The sequence below is a fragment of the Streptomyces bungoensis genome, from assembly GCF_001514215.1.
In the GTDB taxonomy this organism is placed as follows: Bacteria; Actinomycetota; Actinomycetes; order Streptomycetales; family Streptomycetaceae; genus Streptomyces; species Streptomyces bungoensis.
On record NZ_KQ948877.1, the window covers coordinates 13,778 to 34,141 of the forward strand.

12 protein-coding genes are annotated in these 20,364 nt (G+C 72.1%); 6 read left to right on the forward strand and 6 right to left on the reverse strand.

Features of this window, described 5'->3' with window-relative positions; translation table 11 throughout:
- Positions 1-88: 88 nt before the first annotated feature.
- The gene (locus tag AQJ66_RS34035) at positions 89-835 is read left to right on the forward strand and encodes a response regulator (RefSeq protein WP_061929911.1); all 747 of its coding nucleotides are present in this window, start codon (positions 89-91) and stop codon (positions 833-835) included.
- 12 nt (positions 836-847) lie between these two features.
- On the opposite strand, the gene AQJ66_RS34040 is transcribed toward AQJ66_RS34035, so the two are convergent.
- Both AQJ66_RS34040 and AQJ66_RS34045 read right to left on the reverse strand, forming a co-directional pair.
- Entirely contained in the window at positions 848-2,050 is a 1,203-nt protein-coding gene (locus AQJ66_RS34040; protein ID WP_061929914.1) for a winged helix-turn-helix domain-containing protein, read from the reverse strand.
- 49 nt (positions 2,051-2,099) lie between these two features.
- Positions 2,100-2,672 (reverse strand): GNAT family N-acetyltransferase, encoded by a 573-nt coding sequence (locus tag AQJ66_RS34045; protein ID WP_061929917.1) that lies wholly within the window; start codon positions 2,670-2,672, stop codon positions 2,100-2,102.
- A gap of 254 nt (positions 2,673-2,926) precedes the next feature.
- On the opposite strand from AQJ66_RS34045, the gene secA reads away from it, so the two are divergent.
- Positions 2,927-5,737 carry a preprotein translocase subunit SecA gene (secA, locus tag AQJ66_RS34050; protein WP_061929920.1) on the forward strand — a complete coding sequence of 937 codons (2,811 nt, stop codon included), beginning with the start codon at positions 2,927-2,929 and terminating at the stop codon, positions 5,735-5,737.
- 117 nt (positions 5,738-5,854) lie between these two features.
- On the opposite strand, the gene AQJ66_RS34055 is transcribed toward secA, so the two are convergent.
- Positions 5,855-6,340, reverse strand: a complete 486-nt coding sequence (locus AQJ66_RS34055; protein WP_061929924.1) for an Rv3235 family protein — start codon at positions 6,338-6,340, stop codon at positions 5,855-5,857.
- Positions 6,341-6,630: 290 nt separating this feature from the next.
- Here AQJ66_RS34055 and AQJ66_RS34060 point away from each other — a divergent pair, with 290 nt between their 5' ends.
- Positions 6,631-7,143, forward strand: a complete 513-nt coding sequence (locus AQJ66_RS34060; RefSeq protein ID WP_061929927.1) for a DUF6912 family protein — start codon at positions 6,631-6,633, stop codon at positions 7,141-7,143.
- A 101-nt stretch (positions 7,144-7,244) separates the two neighbouring features.
- Positions 7,245-7,913, forward strand: coding sequence for an HAD family hydrolase (locus AQJ66_RS34065; protein WP_061929930.1), 669 nt, complete (start codon positions 7,245-7,247; stop codon positions 7,911-7,913).
- Positions 7,914-7,916: 3 nt separating this feature from the next.
- On the opposite strand, the gene AQJ66_RS34070 is transcribed toward AQJ66_RS34065, so the two are convergent.
- On the reverse strand, positions 7,917-8,474 hold the full coding sequence (locus tag AQJ66_RS34070; RefSeq protein ID WP_061929933.1) for a DJ-1/PfpI family protein: 558 nt from the start codon (positions 8,472-8,474) through the stop codon (positions 7,917-7,919).
- A 541-nt stretch (positions 8,475-9,015) separates the two neighbouring features.
- On the opposite strand from AQJ66_RS34070, the gene AQJ66_RS34075 reads away from it, so the two are divergent.
- Both AQJ66_RS34075 and AQJ66_RS34080 read left to right on the forward strand, forming a co-directional pair.
- Positions 9,016-13,953 (forward strand): NAD-glutamate dehydrogenase, encoded by a 4,938-nt coding sequence (locus tag AQJ66_RS34075; RefSeq protein ID WP_061929936.1) that lies wholly within the window; start codon positions 9,016-9,018, stop codon positions 13,951-13,953.
- Positions 13,954-14,273: 320 nt separating this feature from the next.
- Positions 14,274-15,674, forward strand: a complete 1,401-nt coding sequence (locus tag AQJ66_RS34080) for a hypothetical protein (RefSeq protein ID WP_061930020.1) — start codon at positions 14,274-14,276, stop codon at positions 15,672-15,674.
- A gap of 772 nt (positions 15,675-16,446) precedes the next feature.
- Here AQJ66_RS34080 and AQJ66_RS34085 read toward each other — a convergent pair.
- Together AQJ66_RS34085 and AQJ66_RS34090 are read right to left on the reverse strand one after the other, a co-directional pair.
- Positions 16,447-18,117: a glycosyltransferase family 2 protein gene (locus AQJ66_RS34085; protein WP_061929939.1), complete on the reverse strand. Its 1,671-nt coding sequence runs from the start codon at positions 18,115-18,117 to the stop codon at positions 16,447-16,449.
- Positions 18,114-20,309 (reverse strand): CDP-glycerol glycerophosphotransferase family protein, encoded by a 2,196-nt coding sequence (locus AQJ66_RS34090; protein WP_061929942.1) that lies wholly within the window; start codon positions 20,307-20,309, stop codon positions 18,114-18,116. The genes AQJ66_RS34085 and AQJ66_RS34090 overlap by 4 nt, the downstream gene beginning before the upstream one ends.
- Positions 20,310-20,364 lie beyond the last annotated feature (55 nt).

A 20,364-nucleotide genomic window follows, 5' to 3' on the forward strand; every position in this document is an offset into this window, starting at 1 on the left:
CATGGCCGCACCGGCCCAACCGGTGGGCCGCTGCCTTGGGTTGGCGATGGCACAGGACCACAGGCCACAGCCTTCAGGGGGAGGAACGATGGCGGACACCTTCGGACCGATGCGAGACGCGGACGCCGACGACGGTGTCACCGGCATGGGCCCGGACCCGGCCGCTGCGCGCAAGGAACCGATCAGAGTCCTGGTCGTGGACGACCACGCCCTCTTCCGCCGTGGACTGGAGATCGTGCTCGCGGCCGAGGAGGACATCCAGGTCGTCGGCGAGGCGGGCGACGGTGCCGAGGCCGTCGACAAGGCCGCGGACCTGCTGCCGGACATCGTGCTGATGGACGTGCGGATGCCCAAGCGGGGCGGGATCGAGGCCTGCACCTCCATCAAGGAGGTCGCCCCCAGCGCGAAGATCATCATGCTGACGATCAGCGACGAGGAGGCAGACCTCTACGACGCGATCAAGGCGGGCGCGACCGGATACCTCCTCAAGGAGATCTCGACGGACGAGGTGGCGACGGCCATCCGCGCGGTGGCCGACGGCCAGTCGCAGATCAGCCCGTCCATGGCGTCCAAGCTGCTCACCGAGTTCAAGTCGATGATCCAGCGCACCGACGAGCGCAGGCTGGTGCCCGCGCCCCGGCTGACCGACCGCGAGCTGGAGGTCCTCAAGCTCGTCGCCACGGGGATGAACAACCGGGACATCGCCAAGGAGCTGTTCATCTCCGAGAACACCGTGAAGAACCACGTCCGCAACATCCTGGAGAAGCTGCAGCTGCACTCCAGGATGGAGGCGGTGGTCTACGCGATGCGGGAGAAGATCCTCGAGATCCGCTAGGGTCCCCGGCCCTCAGGCCAGGGCGCGGGCGAGTTCCCTGGCGAGGGGCTCGCGCAGCTCGGGGGCGTCCACGCGCTCCACGCGGACGTCCGTGCAGGAGACCCAGCTCGCGGCCTCGACCAGGGCCTGCGCCACCGCCGGGACCGCCTTCGGGCCGTCCAGGGTGACCTGCCTGGCCACCAGTGTGCGGCCCTCGCGCGCCGGGTCGACCCGGCCGACGAGCCGGCCGCCGGCCAGCACGGGCATGGCGAAGTAGCCGTGGACCCGCTTGGGCTTGGGGACGTAGGCCTCCAGGCGGTGGGTGAAGCCGAAGATCCGCTCCGTGCGCGCCCGCTCCCAGACCAGGGAGTCGAACGGGGACAGCAGGGTGGTGCGGTGCCGGCCCCGCGGCGGGGCCGCGAGCGCCGCCGGGTCCGCCCAGGCCGGCTTGGACCAGCCCGCCACCTCCACCGGCACCAGACCCGAGTCCGCTATCACCGCGTCGACCTGCTCGCCCTTGAGGCGGTGGTAGTCGGCGATGTCCGCGCGCGTGCCGACGCCCAGGGACTCACCCGCCAGCCGGACCAGACGGCGCAGGCACTCGGTGTCGTCCAGCTCGTCGTGCAGCAGCGCGGCCGGGATCGCGCGCTCGGCGAGGTCGTACACGCGCTTCCAGCCGCGGCGCTCGACACACACCACCTCGCCGTACATCAGCGCACGCTCGACCGCGACCTTGGTGCCGGACCAGTCCCACCAGTCGCTGGTCTTCTTCGCGCCGCCCAACTCCGTGGCCGTCAGGGGACCTTCCGTGCGCAACTGCTTGACGACCTGGTCGTAGGCGCCGTCCGGGAGCTTGTGGTTCCAGTGCGGGCGGTCGCGGTAGGCGCGGCGGCGGAAGGCGAAGTGGGGCCACTCCTCGACCGGGAGGATGCAGGCCGCGTGCGACCAGTACTCGAAGGCGTGGGGGCGGGCCGCCGTCGCACCGTCCGGCCGGGCGTTCCAGTAGGCGGCCTCGACCGTCCGGCGGCCGACGGCGCCCAGGCGCGCGTACGGAACCAGTTCGTGGGAGCGGGCGAGGACCGAGATCGTGTCGAGCTGGACCGCGCCGAGGTGGCGGAGCACCCCGCGGACGCCGGCCCGGCGGTCGGGCGCGCCGATGAAGCCCTGGGCCCGCAGGGCGATGCGGCGGGCGTCGTCCGCGGAGAGGGCGAGGACGGGACGCGGAAGGGTCGTCATGCTCCGGACGATAGAGGGTGGCACTGACAGCGCGGGACGGCCCGCGGTGTCACGCGCGGGCGGGCAGGTACGGAGCGGTGGACGGCAGACCCAGGTCCGAGGGGAGCAGGGAGCCCACCCAGCAGTCGCGGCGCACCCCCTTGTTGGCGACGCCCGAGCGCAGCGTGCCCTCGACGGTGAATCCGGCGCGCTCGGCGACGGCGCGCGAGGGGAGGTTGCCGACCTCGGCGCGCCACTCCAGGCGGTCGACGGCCAGGGCGGTGAAGGCCCAGCGGGCGGCGGCCAGGGTGGCCTCGGTGATGTAGCCGCGGCCGCGGTGCTCCCTGACCGCCCAGAAGCCGACCTCGCCGACACCCGGTGCGCGCATGGTCACCGCCAGCATGCCCACGAGCGTGCCCTCGGGAAGGAAGACGCCGAAGGTGAACATCGAGTCGCCGGCCCAGCCGTCGGGCACCGTCCGGCCGGTGAACCCCTCCGCGTGCTCGCGCAGATAGGGGGACGGGAACTGGGAGATCCAGCGCTGCATCGCCAGATCCTGGGCGGCCGCGAACACCGCCTCGGTGTCGTCCGGGCCGACGGCACGCAGCAGGAGGCGTTCGGTGGTCAGCGTGACGGGTTCCATCGGCCGATTCTGTGCGGACCGCACCCGCCACGCCAGCGTTTTCCCCCCGGCCGGTGAGCGGGTGATCACATTTCGCGCAATTTCCCCGTGACGGGGCGGCACCATCCGCGCGACCCGTCCGTTGTCGTGAGTGAAGCAGTCGTCGGGCCGCCAGGCTCCCGGCGCAGCCGGGTCCTCGCATACGATGGCCGTTGCTCAGTACGTCAGAAGGAAACCGACCGTCCCAGGCCCGACCGGCAAGGAGACCAGCCCCCGTGTCCGTCCTCTCGAAGATCATGCGTGCAGGCGAAGGCAAGATCCTGCGCAAGCTGCACCGCATCGCGGACCAGGTCAACTCCATCGAAGAGGACTTCGTCGACCTCTCCGACGCCGAGCTGCGGGCCCTCACCGAGGAGTACAAGCAGCGGTACGCCGATGGAGAGAGCCTGGACGACCTGCTCCCGGAGGCCTTCGCCACCGTCCGTGAGGCCGCCAAGCGCGTCCTCGGCCAGCGTCACTACGACGTGCAGATCATGGGCGGTGCCGCCCTGCACCTCGGCTACGTGGCCGAGATGAAGACCGGTGAGGGCAAGACCCTCGTCGGCACGCTGCCCGCCTACCTGAACGCCCTGTCCGGCGACGGCGTCCACCTGATCACGGTCAACGACTACCTGGCCGAGCGCGACTCCGAGATGATGGGCCGCGTCCACAAGTTCCTGGGCCTGAGCGTCGGCTGCATCCTCGCCAACATGACGCCGGTCCAGCGCCGCGAGCAGTACGCGTGCGACATCACCTACGGCACCAACAACGAGTTCGGCTTCGACTACCTGCGCGACAACATGGCGTGGTCGCAGGACGAGCTGGTGCAGCGCGGCCACAACTTCGCCATCGTCGACGAGGTCGACTCCATCCTCATCGACGAGGCCCGGACCCCGCTGATCATCTCCGGCCCGGCCGACCAGGCCACCAAGTGGTACGGCGACTTCGCCAAGCTGGTCCTGCGCCTGAAGAAGGGCGAGGCGGGCAACCCGCTCAAGGGCGTCGAGGAGACCGGCGACTACGACGTCGACGAGAAGAAGCGCACGGTCGCCATCCACGAGGCCGGCGTCTCCAAGGTCGAGGACTGGCTGGGCATCGACAACCTCTACGAGTCGGTGAACACCCCGCTCGTGGGTTACCTGAACAACGCCATCAAGGCCAAGGAGCTCTTCAAGAAGGACAAGGACTACGTCGTCATCGACGGCGAAGTCATGATCGTCGACGAGCACACCGGCCGTATCCTCGCCGGCCGCCGCTACAACGAGGGCATGCACCAGGCGATCGAGGCGAAGGAAGGGGTGGACATCAAGGACGAGAACCAGACGCTCGCCACGATCACCCTGCAGAACTTCTTCCGCCTCTACAAGAAGCTCTCCGGCATGACCGGTACGGCGATGACCGAGGCCGCCGAGTTCCACCAGATCTACAAGCTCGGTGTGGTCCCGATCCCGACGAACAGGCCGATGGTCCGAAAGGACCAGTCGGACCTGATCTACCGCACCGAGGTGGCCAAGTTCGAGGCGGTCGTCGACGACATCGCCGAGAAGCACGAGAAGGGCCAGCCGATCCTCGTCGGCACGACGTCCGTCGAGAAGTCGGAGTACCTGTCCCAGCAGCTCAGCAAGCGCGGCATCCAGCATGAGGTGCTGAACGCCAAGCACCACGAGCGCGAGGCCTCGATCGTCGCCCAGGCCGGCCGCAAGGGCGCCGTCACGGTGGCCACCAACATGGCCGGCCGTGGTACGGACATCAAGCTCGGCGGCAACCCCGAGGACCTCGCCGAGGCGGAGCTGCGCCAGCGCGGCCTCGACCCCGAGGAGCACATCGAGGAGTGGGCGCACGCGCTGCCCGCCGCCCTGGAGAAGGCCGAGCAGGCGGTCAAGGCCGAGAAGGACGAGGTCGAGCAGCTCGGCGGCCTGTACGTGCTGGGCACCGAGCGGCACGAGTCGCGCCGTATCGACAACCAGCTGCGCGGTCGTTCCGGCCGTCAGGGCGACCCCGGCGAGTCGCGTTTCTACCTGTCGCTGGGCGACGACCTGATGCGCCTGTTCAAGGCCCAGATGGTCGAGCGCGTGATGTCGATGGCCAACGTCCCCGACGACGTGCCGATCGAGAACAAGATGGTCACGCGGGCGATCGCGTCCGCGCAGTCGCAGGTCGAGCAGCAGAACTTCGAGACGCGCAAGAACGTCCTGAAGTACGACGAGGTGCTCAACCGGCAGCGCGAGGTCATCTACGGCGAGCGGCGCCGCGTCCTGGAGGGCGAGGACCTGCACGAGCAGGTGCAGCACTTCATGGACGACACCATCGACGCGTACATCGCCGCGGAGACCGCCGAGGGCTTCCCCGAGGACTGGGACCTGGACCGCCTGTGGGGCGCCTTCCGGCAGCTGTACCCGGTGAAGGTCACCATCGAGGAGCTGGAGGAGGCGGCCGGCGACCGGGCCGGCCTGACCGCCGAGTTCATCTCCGAGTCCATCAAGGACGACATCCACCAGCAGTACGAGGCGCGTGAGGCGCAGCTCGGCTCCGAGATCATGCGGGAGCTGGAGCGGCGGGTCGTGCTGTCGGTGCTGGACCGCAAGTGGCGTGAGCACCTCTACGAGATGGACTACCTCCAGGAGGGCATCGGCCTGCGCGCCATGGCCCAGAAGGACCCCCTGGTCGAGTACCAGCGGGAGGGCTTCGACATGTTCACCGCGATGATGGAGGGCATCAAGGAGGAGTCCGTCGGCTACCTGTTCAACCTGGAGGTCCAGGTCGAGCAGCAGGTCGAGGAGGTGCCGGTCGAGGAGGCCCAGCCGGTCGCCGAGGGCGTCCAGGACACGGTGCCCGCGCAGGCGGGTGCGCGGCCGGAGATCCGGGCCAAGGGCCTGGACGTTCCGCAGCGGCGGGACCTGCACTTCTCGGCGCCGACCGTGGACGGTGAGGGCGGCATCCTGGAACGCGACCTCGAGGACGACGAGCCGGTGCGGTCCGAGTCCGACGGGCTGACGCGGGCCGAGCGGCGGCGGCAGGCGAAGGGCGGCCGGCGCCGCAAGAAGTAGCCTGCGGCGCTTCAGCCCGTCGAGCCTGGGCCGGGTCCCCTTCGGGGGGCCCGGCCCCTTTGCGTCCGGCGGAGTCGCGCGAGGGCGTTGCGCAGTGCCCTGTGCCGCTGCCCGCAGCTACGTGGGGTCCACCGTGCGTGGCGGCCGTGGCCCCAGTTCCACCGCCGTGCAGCGCCAACGGTGGTCGGGGCCCTGTTCCAGGCGGAAGGCCATGGCGCGCAGCTGGTTGCCGGCGGCGATGCGGGCGAAGACCTCCAGGGCGCCGGTGCGGGGGACGTAGTAGCCGATGTCGCGGACGACGGGGCGGGTGCCGCGGGTGCGCAGGGGGCCGCGTTCGGCGAGGCGGGCGAGCTCGTCGTAGGCGCGGCCCGCGGTGTGCCGGAGCATCCAGTGGACGGGCCGCTGGCCGCTCAGCACGGCCAGCAGGCGGTCGGCGAAGACGTCGGTGGGGCGCGGCTGCGCCACGGCCGTCGCCGGCGCGGTGGCGGTCCTGCCGCGGACCGGGGTGCGGGGCGGGGCACCGCCCGGGCGGCGGGAGTCGTGGCGGGTCGGGGGGCGGTGGCGCGGGCGGGGCTGTGCGGTGCGGCTCATGACCTTGTTCATGGGGGTCCCCGTTTCGAGGGCCCGGAGCGTACCGGGCGGTAACTAGCTGGTGGGGATCTTGTACGGGGGCGGGGTCCGCGAGAGCAAGGAAGGCGGGGCTCGTGGCGAGGGGCCCGGAAGTTCACTTATCCGAGGGACGGCGGGCCGCGGAAACCCCGGGGACGAGCGGGGGGACCGGGTGACACGGGCGGTGCCGGGTTGACGGGGTCGGGGGTGTGGACGGGGACCCGAAAGGGGACGGGCGCACGTATCCTGAAGGCCCGTCGGTGACCAGGAAAGAGCGGCCAGCCATGCGCGTCTACGTCCCCCTGACCCTTCCCGGTCTCGCCGAGGCGTACAAGACGGGTGAGCTGGGGAGCGGCCCCTCCGTCGCCTACGCGGTGACTCCCGGGCTGCGCGAGTGGTACCTCTCCGACGACATCGAGGAGCTGGAGTACGCCGCGCTGAGCCGCGCCGCGCTGGCCTCGCTGCGGCTGCTGGCGGCCGATCCGGGTGCGGCACGGCGCCGGGTGGTCGTGGCCGTCGACGTCGCCGACGGGGCGGCCACGGCGGACCCCGACCGCGGACTCGACCCGGCCGCGCTGGGGGAGGTGACGGTCGCCGGAACGATGCCGCTGGCCAAGGCCGCCGCCGTGCACGTGGACGCCGGCGACGCCGAGGAGGACGTGGCCGCGGCGGCGCGGGCGCTCGAGGCGGCGGACGGCGGTGACGACGACGCGCAGTTCGTCGTGGACGGGGCCGAGGACCACGAGCTGCTGTGGTTCGCCACGCAGGAGATCGCCAACCTGGTCGACGGGGTCTGACCCGGCCCCCGCTCCCCGCTGCTCCCTCCCCGCCCCCGACTGCTCCGGCCCGCTCCGGCCGTCCGCCGTGATTGTCGGTGGGGGCGGGTACGGTCTTGGACATGGGGACGCACGCAGGGGCGCACATCGTGTGGGACTGGAACGGGACCCTGTTCCACGACAACGACGCGATCGTCGGGGCGACGAACGCGGCCTTCGCCGAGCTGGGGCTGGCGCCGATCACGCTGGAGCAGTACCGGACGCTGTACTGCGTGCCGGTGCCGAAGTTCTACGAGCGGCTGCTCGGGCGGCTGCCCACGGACACCGAGTGGGAGCTGATGGACTCCGTCTTCCACCGGTGCTACACGGAGCACCGGGTGCGGTGCGGGCTGACCCGGGGGGCGGCGGAGCTGCTCGCGGGGTGGCGCTCGGCGGGCAACAGCCAGTCGCTGCTGAGCATGTACGGGCACGAGGACCTGGTGCCCCTGGTGCGGGGGTTCGGGATCGAGGCGCACTTCATACGGGTCGACGGGCGCACGGGGCCGTCCGGCGGCAGCAAGGCCGAGCACATGGTGCGGCACCTCGAGGCGCTGAGCGGGAGGGTGGAGCCCCGCCGGACCGTGGTGATCGGTGACGCCGCGGACGACGCGGTGGCCGCCGGGCACGTGGGCGCGCGGGCGGTGCTGTACAGCGGGGGATCGCACAGCAGAGCCAGCCTGGAGGGCGTGGGGGCGCCGGTGGTGGACACCCTGGCCGAGGCGGTCGAGCAGGCGCAGCGGATGGCCGCGTAGCCGCTAGGCCCGTTCCCGCAGCACCCCGAGGAACTCCCGCATCCAGCTCGCGACGTCCGGCCAGGCGCGGGCGGAGACCAGGGTGCCGTCGGCCACCGTCCCGGTGTCCTCGAAGTGGGCGCCGGCGACCTGCATGTCGAGCTCCAGGGCGGGATGGGCGGTGACCCGGCGGCCCCGGAGGCTGTCGATGGCGGCGGTCAGCAGGGCGCCGTGGCAGATCTGGGCGACCGGCTTGTCGGCGTCGAAGAACGCCTTGAGGATCTTGCGCAGCTCCAGGTCGTTGCGCAGGTACTCGGGGGCCCGGCCGCCGGGGATCACGAGGGCCGCGTAGGCACCGGGGTCGACCTCGCAGAAGGCGAGGTCCGCGGGCCAGGTGTAGCCGGGCTTCTCGGTGTAGGTGTCGTAGCCGGGCTCGACGTCGTGGACGACGAAGCGGAGCGTCTTGCGGGCGGGGGCCGCGATGTCGACGTCGTAGCCCTCCTCGCGCAGGCGCTGGTAGGGATAGAGGACTCCCAGGGACTCCGCGGCGTCACCGGTGATGATGAGGATCTTCGCGGGCATGTCGGCTCCTCCTGGGCGGGCACGGCCCCTCCGCTCTCAGGGTGCGACCTGGACCCGCACGCCGCGACCGGATCCGCACCGCACCCCGGATACGCCACCCGCGCGCGCCCCGCCCCTGTGCAGAACGTCAAACTTCACCCCCAGGTTTTGTACACATACGGCTCATGACGACCCCCCGGTGAGGAGCGATAGCCTTGTGGCGTGATCAGCGCGATAGCTCGCGGGGGCGACGCCGCCCCTGCCTTGCGCCCGGGTCGCACGGAGCACCTCCGTGGCCGGGCGGCGGTCGCTGGTCTTCGCGGGCGGGACGGGGGCGCGGAAGCCCCCAGGACGCCGGACACGGCCCGGGACAGGGCGGTGCCGAGAGCAGCGTCACATCCGACAGGCCCCTCCGGAATGGCCGAATACCCCCCGCTCATCTCATCCCGCGGCATAGCGTCGGATCGGACCGGACACCCCGGGCCGTGGCGTCGGGCCGGGGGGAAAGAGACCGTACTTCCTTCTACGTCACGCAACGGCGCGCGACAGGAGCCAGAGGACAATGCAGACCAAGCTGGACGAAGCCAAGGCCGAGCTGCTCGAACGGGCCGCCCGGGTAGCTGAGAACAGCCCGGTCGGGGGGCACCTACCGACCGGGACCACGGGCGAGGGCACGGCCGGCACTCCCGACAGCGAGTCCGTGCTCGCGTTCCTCCAGCGCTACTACCTGCACACCGCCCCGGAAGACCTCGCGGACCGCGACCCGGTCGACGTCTTCGGCGCCGCGGTCTCGCACTACCGGCTCGCCGAGAGCCGGCCGCAGGGCACCGCCAACGTGCGGGTGCACACCCCGACCGTGGAGGAGAACGGGTGGACCTGCAGCCACTCCGTGGTGGAGGTCGTCACCGACGACATGCCCTTCCTGGTCGACTCGGTCACCAATGAGCTGACCCGGCAGGGCCGCGGGATCCACGTCGTCATCCACCCGCAGGTCGCCGTCCGCCGGGACGTCACCGGCAAGCTCATCGAGGTGCTGCCGACCGTGCGCACCCGCGACCTGCCGCACGACGGGCACGTCGAGTCCTGGATCCACGTCGAGATCGACCGGGAGACGGACCGCTCCGACCTCAAGCAGATCTCCGCCGACCTGCTGCGCGTGCTGTCCGACGTCCGCGAGGCCGTCGAGGACTGGGAGAAGATGCGGGACGCGGCGATCCGGATCGCCGACGGCCTGCAGGACGAGCCCACCCCCGCCGACCTGCCCGGACCCGAGGTCGAGGAGGCCCGCGAGCTGCTGCGCTGGCTGTCCGACGACCACTTCACCTTCCTCGGCTTCCGCGAGTACCAGCTGCGCGGCGACGACACGCTCGCCGCCGTGCCCGGCACCGGGCTCGGCATACTGCGCTCGGACCCGCAGCACGCAGCCGACGACCAGCACCCGGTCAGCCCGTCCTTCGAACGCCTGCCGGCCGACGCCCGGGCCAAGGCCCGCGAGCACAAGCTGCTCGTCCTGACCAAGGCCAACAGCCGGGCCACCGTGCACCGGCCGTCGTACCTGGACTACATCGGCGTCAAGAAGTTCGACGAGCAGGGCAACGTCGTCGGTGAGCGGCGCTTCCTCGGCCTGTTCTCCTCCGCCGCCTACACCGAGTCCGTGCGCCGGGTCCCGGTGATCCGCCGCAAGGTGGAGGAGGTGCTGGAGCGCGCCGGGTTCTCGCCGCACAGCCACGACGGCCGCGACCTGCTGCAGATCCTGGAGACCTACCCGCGCGACGAGCTGTTCCAGACCCCGGCCGTCGAGCTGCAGTCCATCGTCACGAGCGTCCTCTACCTGCAGGAGCGGCGGCGCCTGCGGCTCTACCTGCGCCAGGACGAGTACGGCCGCTACTACTCGGCCCTCGTCTACCTCCCGCGGGACCGCTACACCACCGGCGTCCGGCTGCGGATCATCGAGATCCTGAAGGAGGAGCTGAACGGCGTCAGCGTCGACTTCACCGCCTGGAACACCGAGTCGATCCTGTCCCGGCTGCACTTCGTCGTCCGCGTCCTGCCGGGCACCGAGCTGCCCGAGCTGTCCGACGCCGACAAGGAGCGCATCGAGGCACGCCTGGTGGAGGCCGCCCGCTCCTGGACCGACGCGTTCGCCGAGGCGCTCACCGCCGAGTGCGGCGAGGAGCACGCGGCCGAGGTGCTGCGCCGCTACAACAACGCCTTCCCCGAGGGCTACAAGGCGGACCACTCCCCGCGCGCCGCGGTCGCCGACCTCTCCCACCTGGAGGCGCTGGGCGAGGACAAGACCTTCAGCCTGAGCCTGTACGAGCCGGTGGGCGCCGGGCCCGAGGAGCGCCGGTTCAAGATCTACCAGAAGGGCGGCTCGGTCTCCCTCTCGCACGTGCTGCCGGTGCTCAGCCGCCTCGGCGTCGAGGTCACCGACGAGCGGCCGTACGAGCTGCGCTGCGCGGACCGCACCACCGCCTGGATCTACGACTTCGGGCTGCGCATGCCCCGCTCGGCCGGCGCCGCCGGGGACCTCGGCGACGACGCGCGCGAGCGGTTCCAGGAGGCGTTCGCGGCGACCTGGACGGGCAAGGCGGAGAACGACGGGTTCAACGCCCTGGTGCTCAGCGCCGGGCTCAGCTGGCGGCAGGCGATGGTGCTGCGCGCCTACGCCAAGTACCTGCGGCAGGCCGGCTCCACCTTCAGCCAGGACTACATGGAGGACACCCTCCGCAACAACGTCCACACCACCCGGCTGCTGGTGTCCCTCTTCGAGGCGCGCATGTCGCCGGAGCGGCAGAAGGCCGGTCTGGAGATCACCGACGCGCTCCTGGAGGAGCTGGACGCGGCCCTGGACCAGGTGGCGAGCCTGGACGAGGACCGCATCCTGCGCTCGTTCCTCACCGTCATCAAGGCCACCCTGCGCACCAACTTCTTCCAGCAGACGGTCGACGGCGAGCCGCACGACTACGTCTCCATGAAGTTCGACCCGCAGGCCATCCCGGACCTGCCCGCGCCGCGCCCGGCGTACGAGATCTGGGTGTACTCGCCGCGCGTCGAGGGCGTGCACCTGCGCTTCGGCAAGGTCGCCCGAGGCGGCCTGCGCTGGTCGGACCGCCGCGAGGACTTCCGCACCGAGATCCTCGGCCTGGTCAAGGCGCAGATGGTGAAGAACACCGTCATCGTGCCGGTCGGCGCCAAGGGCGGCTTCGTCGCCAAGCAGCTCCCGGACCCGGCCGTGGACCGGGACGCGTGGCTCGCCGAGGGCGTCGCCAGCTACAAGACCTTCATCTCGGCGCTGCTCGACATCACCGACAACATGGTGGCCGGAGAGGTCGTGCCGCCGAAGGACGTCGTACGGCACGACGGGGACGACACCTACCTGGTGGTCGCGGCCGACAAGGGCACCGCGACGTTCTCCGACATCGCCAACGGGGTCGCCGGGCAGTACAACTTCTGGCTCGGCGACGCCTTCGCCTCCGGCGGCTCGGCCGGCTACGACCACAAGGGCATGGGCATCACCGCGCGCGGCGCCTGGGAGTCCGTGAAGCGGCACTTCCGCGAGCTGGGCGTCGACACCCAGGCGGAGGACTTCACCGTCGTCGGCATCGGCGACATGTCCGGTGACGTGTTCGGCAACGGCATGCTGCTCTCGGAGCACATCCGCCTGGTCGCCGCCTTCGACCACCGGCACATCTTCATCGACCCCGACCCGGACGCGGCCACCTCCTACGCCGAGCGCCGCCGCCTGTTCGAGCTGCCCCGCTCCAGCTGGGCCGACTACGACACCGGGCTGCTGTCCACGGGCGGCGGCATCTTCCCGCGGACCGCGAAGTCGATCCCGGTCAACAGCCACATCCGGGAGGCCCTCGGCATCGAGGAGAAGGTCTCCAAGATGACTCCGGCCGACCTGATGAAGGCGATCCTCGAGGCGCCGGTCGACCTGCTGTGGAACGGCGGCATCGGCACGTACGTGAAGTCGTCGGCGGAGTCCAACGCCGACGTCGGCGACAAGGCCAACGACGCCATCCGCGTCGACGGCAGCGACCTGCGCGTCAAGGTCGTCGGCGAGGGCGGCAACCTGGGCCTGACCCAGCTCGGCCGCATCGAGTTCGCGCTGCACGGCGGCCGGATCAACACCGACGCGATCGACAACAGCGCCGGCGTGGACACCTCCGACCACGAGGTGAACATCAAGATTTTGCTGAACGGCCTGGTCGCGGACGGCGACATGACCGTCAAGCAGCGCAACAAGCTGCTCGCCGAGATGACCGACGAGGTCGGCGCGCTGGTGCTGCGCAACAACTACGCGCAGAACACCGCGATCGCCAACGCCCTCGCCCAGTCCAAGGACATGCTCCACGCCCAGCAGCGGTTCATCCGCCACCTGGTCCGCGAGGGCCACCTGGACCGGGCGCTGGAGTTCCTGCCCACCGACCGCCAGATCCGCGAGCGCCTCGGGCAGGGCCAGGGCCTGACCAGCCCGGAGACGGCCGTCCTGCTGGCGTACACGAAGATCACGGTCGCCGAGGAGCTGCTGCACACCTCCCTGCCGGACGACCCGTACCTGCACGGCCTGCTGGAGGCGTACTTCCCGTCGGCGCTGCGCGAGCGGTTCCCGGACGCCATCCACACCCACCCGCTGAGCCGCGAGATCACCACGACCGTGCTGGTCAACGACACGGTCAACACGGGCGGTACGACGTACCTGCACCGCCTGCGCGAGGAGACCGGTGCCTCGCTGGAGGAGATCGTCCGCGCCCAGACCGCGGCCCGCGCGATCTTCCGCTCGGCGCCGGTGTGGGACGCGGTCGAGGAGCTGGACAACCAGGTCGACGCGGCCGTCCAGACCCGCATCCGCCTGCACTCGCGCCGCCTGGTCGAGCGCGGTACGCGCTGGCTGCTCAACAACCGGCCGCAGCCGCTGCAGCTCGCCGAGACGGTCGAGTTCTTCGCCGAGCGGGTCGAGCACGTCTGGCAGCAGCTGCCGAAGCTGCTGCGCGGCGCGGACCTGGAGTGGTACCAGTTCGTGTACGACGAGCTGTCCGCGGCCGGTGTCCCGGACGAACTCGCCACGCGTGTCGCCGGGTTCTCCTCCGCCTTCCCGACGCTGGACATCGTCTCGGTGGCCGACCGCATGGGCAGGGAGCCGCTGGACGTCGCCGAGGTCTACTACGACCTCGCGGACCGGCTCAGCATCACCCAGCTCATGGACCGCATCATCGAGCTGCCCCGCGCCGACCGCTGGCAGTCCATGGCCCGCGCCTCCATCCGCGAGGACCTGTACGCGGCCCACGCGGCGCTCACCGCGGACGTCCTCGCGGTCGGCAACGGCACCTCGACGCCCGAGCAGCGCTTCGAGGCCTGGGAGCAGAAGAACGCGCCGATCCTGAGCCGGGCGCGCACCACCCTGGAGGAGATCCGCGGTTCGGACTCCTTCGACCTTGCCAACCTGTCGGTGGCGATGCGCACGATGCGGACGCTGCTGCGCACGCATTCGTAGTCGTACGGCGCCGAGGGCGCCCCGGGCCGGTTCACGCAACCGGGCCGGGGCGCCCTCGTCTTCGCCGCGGCCGGCTCACCGCTTCTTGCCTGCTGCTTGCCGAAGTCCAGGACAGAACGCGTGGCCTATTTACCGTTTCCTGCTAGTCGGGGCGCTTCGGCTAGGGTCTGCACTGTGACAGCGATCCCCACCGAGAACTGATGCGCGCCGAGTCGCCCAGCACCGAAAAGCCCAGCACCGTGGCCCGGCCCGGGCCGGCCGGCGCGGTGAGCGCCGGCCGGGCGCTGCCGCAGGCCGTCGTGGCCCTCCTGCTGGTCCTGATGCTGTTCGTGATCGTCCGCCTGCCGTGGGCGGGCGACCTCGGCATGCACGCGGCCACCGTGCAGCGGCTGCGGCACAGCGTCCTGCACCCCGGCAACCCGCTGGTCGACGCCGGCACACCGAGCCCGTACTACTCGCCGTGGATGGTGCTGCTGGGCTGCGTCGCCCGGATCACCAGCCTGTCGGTGTTCGACGTCCTGCGGATCGGCGCGCTCGCCGGGCTGGCCCTGCTGGTCACCGGGGTGTGGCGGTACGTCCGCACGCTCAGCGCCCACCGCGCGGCGCCCGCGCTGGCGTTCCTCGGCCTGGTGCTGCTGTGGGGCCCGCTGCTGTTCGAGTGGAGCGGTTTCCTCGGCCTCAACTCCCTGGCGCTGACGGTGGCGTACCCCAGCGTGTTCGCCCTCGGCCTGTCCTTCCACTTCTGGGCGTGGCTCACCCGTTCGCTGCGCGACGAGGCCACCGGGTGGGGCGGCCGGCTGGGCCTCGGTGTGCTGTGGGCGCTGATCCTGCTGTGCCACCAGTTCACCGGGGTCGTGGCGTCGCTGGGTGCCCTGGCGACGGTGATCGCCGCGCGCCCGGGCCGGCAGGCGCTGCTGCGGCTCGGCGCCGCGCTCGCGCTGGGCGTGGTGCTGCTGTGGCTGTGGCCGTACTACGACTTCTTCGCGCTGTTCTCCGCGGGGGCCGACCTGGAGGCGATCCACCGGCCGCTGTACGAGCACCTGGCCGGACGGTTCGGGTTCGTGCTGCTCGGGGTGGCGGCGCTGGGGCTGAGGTGGCGCCGGGACCGGTGGGACCCCCTGGTCCTCTTCTTCCTGCTGGGCGCGCTGGTGTTCGCCGCGGGCGGGCTGACCGGGCACTACTCCTGGGGCCGCGCCCTGCCCGCCGCGCTGATCCCGGCCCAGCTCGCGGCCGCCCTGGAGGCCGTGTCGGCGGGGCGGCGGGCCGTGCGGACGGGCTGGGCGTGCGTGCTGGGCGCCGCGCTGGCCGTGGGGGCGTGGACGCAGGCCGGGACGCTCGGCTACGTGCTGGGGCGGGACGCGCTGCCCGCGGCGGTGGCGGCGAAGTACCACCAGCCGTGGGTCGGGTACCAGTGGCTCACGCCGTGGGTGAAGTACGGGGACGTGGTGATGGCCGGGACGTGGCCGGCGCGCCAGATCCCCGCCTACGGCCCCTACACGGTGGCCCCCGGGTACCCCGACGTGTTCCTGCCGGACGCGGCGGAGCGCGCGGCGGCGGTACGGCGCTTCTTCGCGGCGGGGACACCGGACGAGGCACGGCGGGGCATCGCCCGCGAGTACCACGTGCGCTGGGTCGTGGGCGGCCGACACTCCACCGAGCCGTGGCTACGCCAGGTGGCCACGGGCCCGGGCGGACAGGTGCTGTACGAGGTGGTCCGCTGAGGTCCTGCGGCGACTGGCCGGGCACGCGGGGGCTGCGCTCCCGCGTGCCCGCAGCCGAGGTCCCGCAGGGTGGCCCGCGGCCAGGCGGGCAGGTGCCGTACGAGGTGGTGCGCCGAGAACCCACGGTGGCCGGCCCAGGGGCGCGGGGAACTGCGCGATCAGCCCCCACGCGCCCGCAGCCGAGCTCTCGCAGGGTGGCCAGGGGGCCGGACAGGCAGGTGCCGGGTGCCGTACGAGGTGGTGCGCTGAGGACCCACGGCGGCCGGCCTGGGGGCGCGGGGAACTGCGCGATCAGCCCCCACGCGCCCGCAGTCGAAGACGCACGCAGCCGAGCTCTCGCAGGGTGGCCAGGGGGCCGGACAGGCAGGTGCCGGGTGCCGTACGAGGTGGTGCGCTGAGGACCCACGGCGGCCGGCCTGGGGGCGCGGGGAACTGCGCGATCAGCCCCCACGCACCCGCAGTCGAAGACGCACGCAGCCGAGGTCCCGCAGGGTGGCCAGGGGCCGGGCCCGGCAGGGTGGTTTTCAAGGTGGTGCGCTGAGAACTCACGGCGGCCGGCCTGGGGGCGCGGGGAACTGCGCGATCAGCCCCCACGCGCCCGCAGTCGAAGACGCATCCGCAGCCAAGGCCCCGCAGGGTGGCCGCACGGCCACGCGGGCAGGTGGTGCTGAGGGGCACGGCGGCCGCCCAGGGGCGCGGGGAACTGCGCGAACAGCCCCCACGCGCCCGCAGCCGAAGACGCACCCGCAGCCGCGCCCTCCCCGCCCTACTCCTACCTCAGCACACTCGCCACCAGCCGCGCAGCGTTCCGCACCTTCGGGCGGTCCACCTTCTTCACCAGCGGGCGGATCACGTGGGCCGTGACGCCCACGGGGTGCCAGCGGATCTGGAGGCGGCCGGGGTTGCGGCCCTCCGGTTCGACGGTGACGTCGTGGGGGGTCGCGCCGGAGCGGTAGTCGATGCGGGCGGTGCGGGTCGGGAAGTCGAGGGGGGCCAGGAGCAGGCCGGAGTGGGCGAGACCCTGCTGCTCGAGGCGGAGCAGCGGGTGGCGCACCCCGTCGAAGCCCTGCACGGGCAGCGGCGCCGCGGACAGGTCCACCTGGACCCGCCCCTCGAAGACGCCGGGGCCGACCGGGTCCAGCCGGAAGGGGACCGTCAGACGGCGGCGGCCCGGCGCCAGCACCAGGCTCGCGCGCTGCGGGCCCACCGGAAGCCGCAGCCCGGGGTCGTAGGTGCGGATGCCGAGGGTCAGCCGGGCGCCGGGCCCCGGCGTCAGCTCGGTGATCTCGTGCCGGAACTGGGCGCTGGTGAAAGGACGGGTGTCCAGGTCCAGGTCGGAGACGTCCAGTTCCCGGCGGGCCTGCGCGGAGGCGGGGACGGTGTCGCCCCAGTAGGTGGCACCGGAGTCGTCGCCGGTGACGTGCCGCGGAGCGACCCCGTGGCCGAGGCCCCGCGCCGCCAGCTGGGCGTCGGACAGGCGGCCGTCGCGCAGGAGCTGCAGCACCACCCGCTCCGGCCGCGGGAGCCGGGCGTAGGCGTCCGGCGACAGCGTGTCCAGGTACGGGTTCACCACGTCGGCGAAGGACCGCAGCCACTCCTCGTCCCGGTAGGGCAGGTCGCCCGCGTACATCCGGAAGTCGTGCTTGAGGAACTTGAAGTCCTTGTCCTCCCGCAGCCCCGCGTGCCCGCTCTCCACCAGGAACTCGTCGATCAGCCGCTGCACGTGCACGCGGTCGCGCACGTTGGAGATCTTGTGCCGCTGGTTGGAGATGGACGCCGCGGCGGCGGCCGCGAACGGCTCGATGTACCAGACGTACACCGGGTCGGGGATGATCGTGAACGCCTTGGCCAGGCAGTACGCCTGCGCCGAGAACAGCTGGTCCTCGTAGTGGATGCCCTCGGGGAACCGCAGCTGGTGGCGGTCCAGGAACGCGCGGGCGTACATCTTGCTCGTCGACAGGTGCTCGAACAGCAGCCGAGGGTCGGCCTCGATGCCCTCCAGGGTGCGGCGCTCGGCGACCAGGTGCGGCATCCAGGTCGACTGGCGCCCGCTGTCCACCCGTACCCGCCGCACCGCGCCCATCGCGAAGTCGATCTCGCGTTCGCGGTGGGCGGCCAGCAGCGACTCGACCGCGTGGGGCGGGAGTTCGTCGTCGCTGTCGAGGAACATCAGGTACGGCGCCCGGGCGATCTCGACGGCCCGGTTGCGCGGCGCGCTGCAGCCGCCGCTGTTCTCCGGCAGCCTCAGGTAGCGGATGCGGTCGTCCTCGGCGGCCAGCCGCCGGGCCACGGCGGGCGTGTCGTCGGTGGAGTGGTCGTCGCTGATGACGATCTCGATGTTCGCGTGGGTCTGGGCGCGCAGGGAGGCCACCGCCCGGGGGAGGCGGGCCGCGTCGTTGTAGACGATGACGGTCACCGTGACGTCAGGGGTCGGGGTCGTCATGCCGTGGCCTCCTCGGGGGTCGGGGCGGGGGTGCGTTCCTCGAGCGGGAGCACCGGGGGCAGCGCCTCCTCGGGCTCCCCCAGGAACACCCGTCGTACGACCCGCTCGGCGGCGCGGCCGTCGTCGTACTCGCAGAACCGGCGGCGGAACGCGGCGCGCGCCTTGCCCGCGGCCTCGTCGCGCCAGGCGCCCGAGGTGAGGATCTCCGCCAGTTCCTCCTGGGTGCGGGCGACCCGCCCGGGCGCCTCGGCCATCAGGTCGAAGTAGACGCCGCGGGTGGTCCGGTACGTCTCCCAGTCGTCGGCGTGGATGACGATCGGGCGGTCGAGGTTGGCGTAGTCGAACATGATCGACGAGTAGTCCGTGACCAGCGCGTCGGCGGCCAGGCACAGTTCCTCGACGGGGTCGTAGGCGGACACGTCGATGATCCGTCCGCTGCGGCGCAGGCCGGTCAGGGGGCTCGCGGAGCCGCCGTAGAAGTAGTGGGCGCGCACCAGCAGGACGGTGTCGTCGCCCAGGCGGTCGGCGAGCGCGGCGAGGTCGAGGCGGGGGGTGAAGCCGGCCTCGTAGTCGCGGTGGGTGGGGGCGTACAGCACGGCCCTGCGGCCGGGGGCGATGCCCAGGCGGCGGCGGGCCGACCGGACGTCGTCGGCGGTGGCGGTGTAGAAGACGTCGTTGCGCGGATAGCCGTGGTCGAGGGAGGTGTAGCGGGCCGGGTAGGCGCGCTCCCACATACGGGTGGAGTGGCTGTTGGCGCTGACGCTGTAGTCCCACTTGTCGATGCGGGCCAGCAGCGCGGTGAAGTCCAGGCCCTTGGCGGCGGCCGGGTGGTCCATCTGGTCCAGGCCCATGCGCTTGAGCGGGGTGCCGTGGTGGGTCTGCAGGTGGATCGCGTCGGGGCGTTTGACGACCGCGTTGGGGTAGTTGACGTTGTTCGTCAGGTACTTGGCGGTGGCCAGCGTCTCCCAGTAGCGGCGGGTGCCGGGGATGACGTGGTCGGTGCCGGGCGGCAGCAGGGCCTCGTTCTCCTTGCTCACCACCCACACCCGGCGGATGTGCGGGGCGAGTTCGGCGAGCTTCGCGGCGATCGCGGCCGGGTTGCAGGAGACCCCGCGGTCCCAGTAGGCCGAGAACACGGCCAGGTTCGGGTCGACCGGGCTGCTCAGCGCCCGGTGGTACTGCTGCTCGCGGAGCTTGGCACCGACCTGGCGCTTGCGGGTGCGCACGGTCTTGCGGGCGGCGCGGCGGGTGCGGTTGGCAGCCTGGAAGGCGCGGTACTTGGTGTAGGCGCCCTCCTCGAGCAGGGCGTGCCGGACGCCCTCGACGCCGGCCGGGCGCTGGTGGCCCTCGGGGCGCCAGCGGGCCGCGGCGAGGGAGGCGCGGCGGAAGAACTCCCGGGCCACCGGGTCGGGCAGGTTCTCCCCGGCGAAGGTGCGCACCAGGTCGCGGACCATCAGGTCGTACAGGACGGCGCGGGCGGCCCGGCGCTCCTTGGCGAGCGGGAGCAGCGACTCGTAGCGGTCGACCAGGGCGTAGCGGTCCTCGGGGGTGAGGGGCGGCAGGCTCTCGGGGCGCAGCGCGCGGTCGTCGTACGCCACCTGGTTCAGGCAGGCGACGCGGTCGGCGTGCAGCAGGGCCGCGTGGGCGGCGTACGCCTCGTCGTCCGTGCCGAGCTCCTCCTCGTGGGCGCGCCAGAACGCGGCGCGCATCGCGCGGGTGCCGAGCAGCGGGGTCAGCCGGAGCAGGTCGGCCGCGTCGTCCAGGCGGAGCGGGGCGCGGCCGGCGCCGGCCAGGAAGCGGCCGTCGCGGGAGGGGCGGGCGGCGGTCTGCCAGGTGCTGGTGACGTGGTCGAGGAGGAGCACGTCCGCCGTGTCGCCGAGCTCGGCGGTCCGCTCGGCGATCAGCCGGGGCGCTCCGGCGGGCAGGCCGTCCTTGGCGTGCACGAAGTGCAGCCAGTCGCCGTTCGCCCGGGCGGCGCCCGCCGCCCGGGCCGCCGCGTCACCGGTGCCGTCCGGCAGCGGCACCACGACGGTGTCCGGGGCGTGCGCCTCGGCGGTCTCCCGGGCCCAGTCACCGACCGCGGCGACGATCACCTCGGCGTCCGCGAGCGGGCGGGACTCCACTGAGCCGAGCAGTTCGGCCAGATGCCCCTGGGTGTTGGGCCCGTAGACGATGACACTGAGGTGGGGCATCGCGGAGGACTCCTTCGGCTGGTCGTCTCAGGGTCGCCTTTCCTAACATACTGTC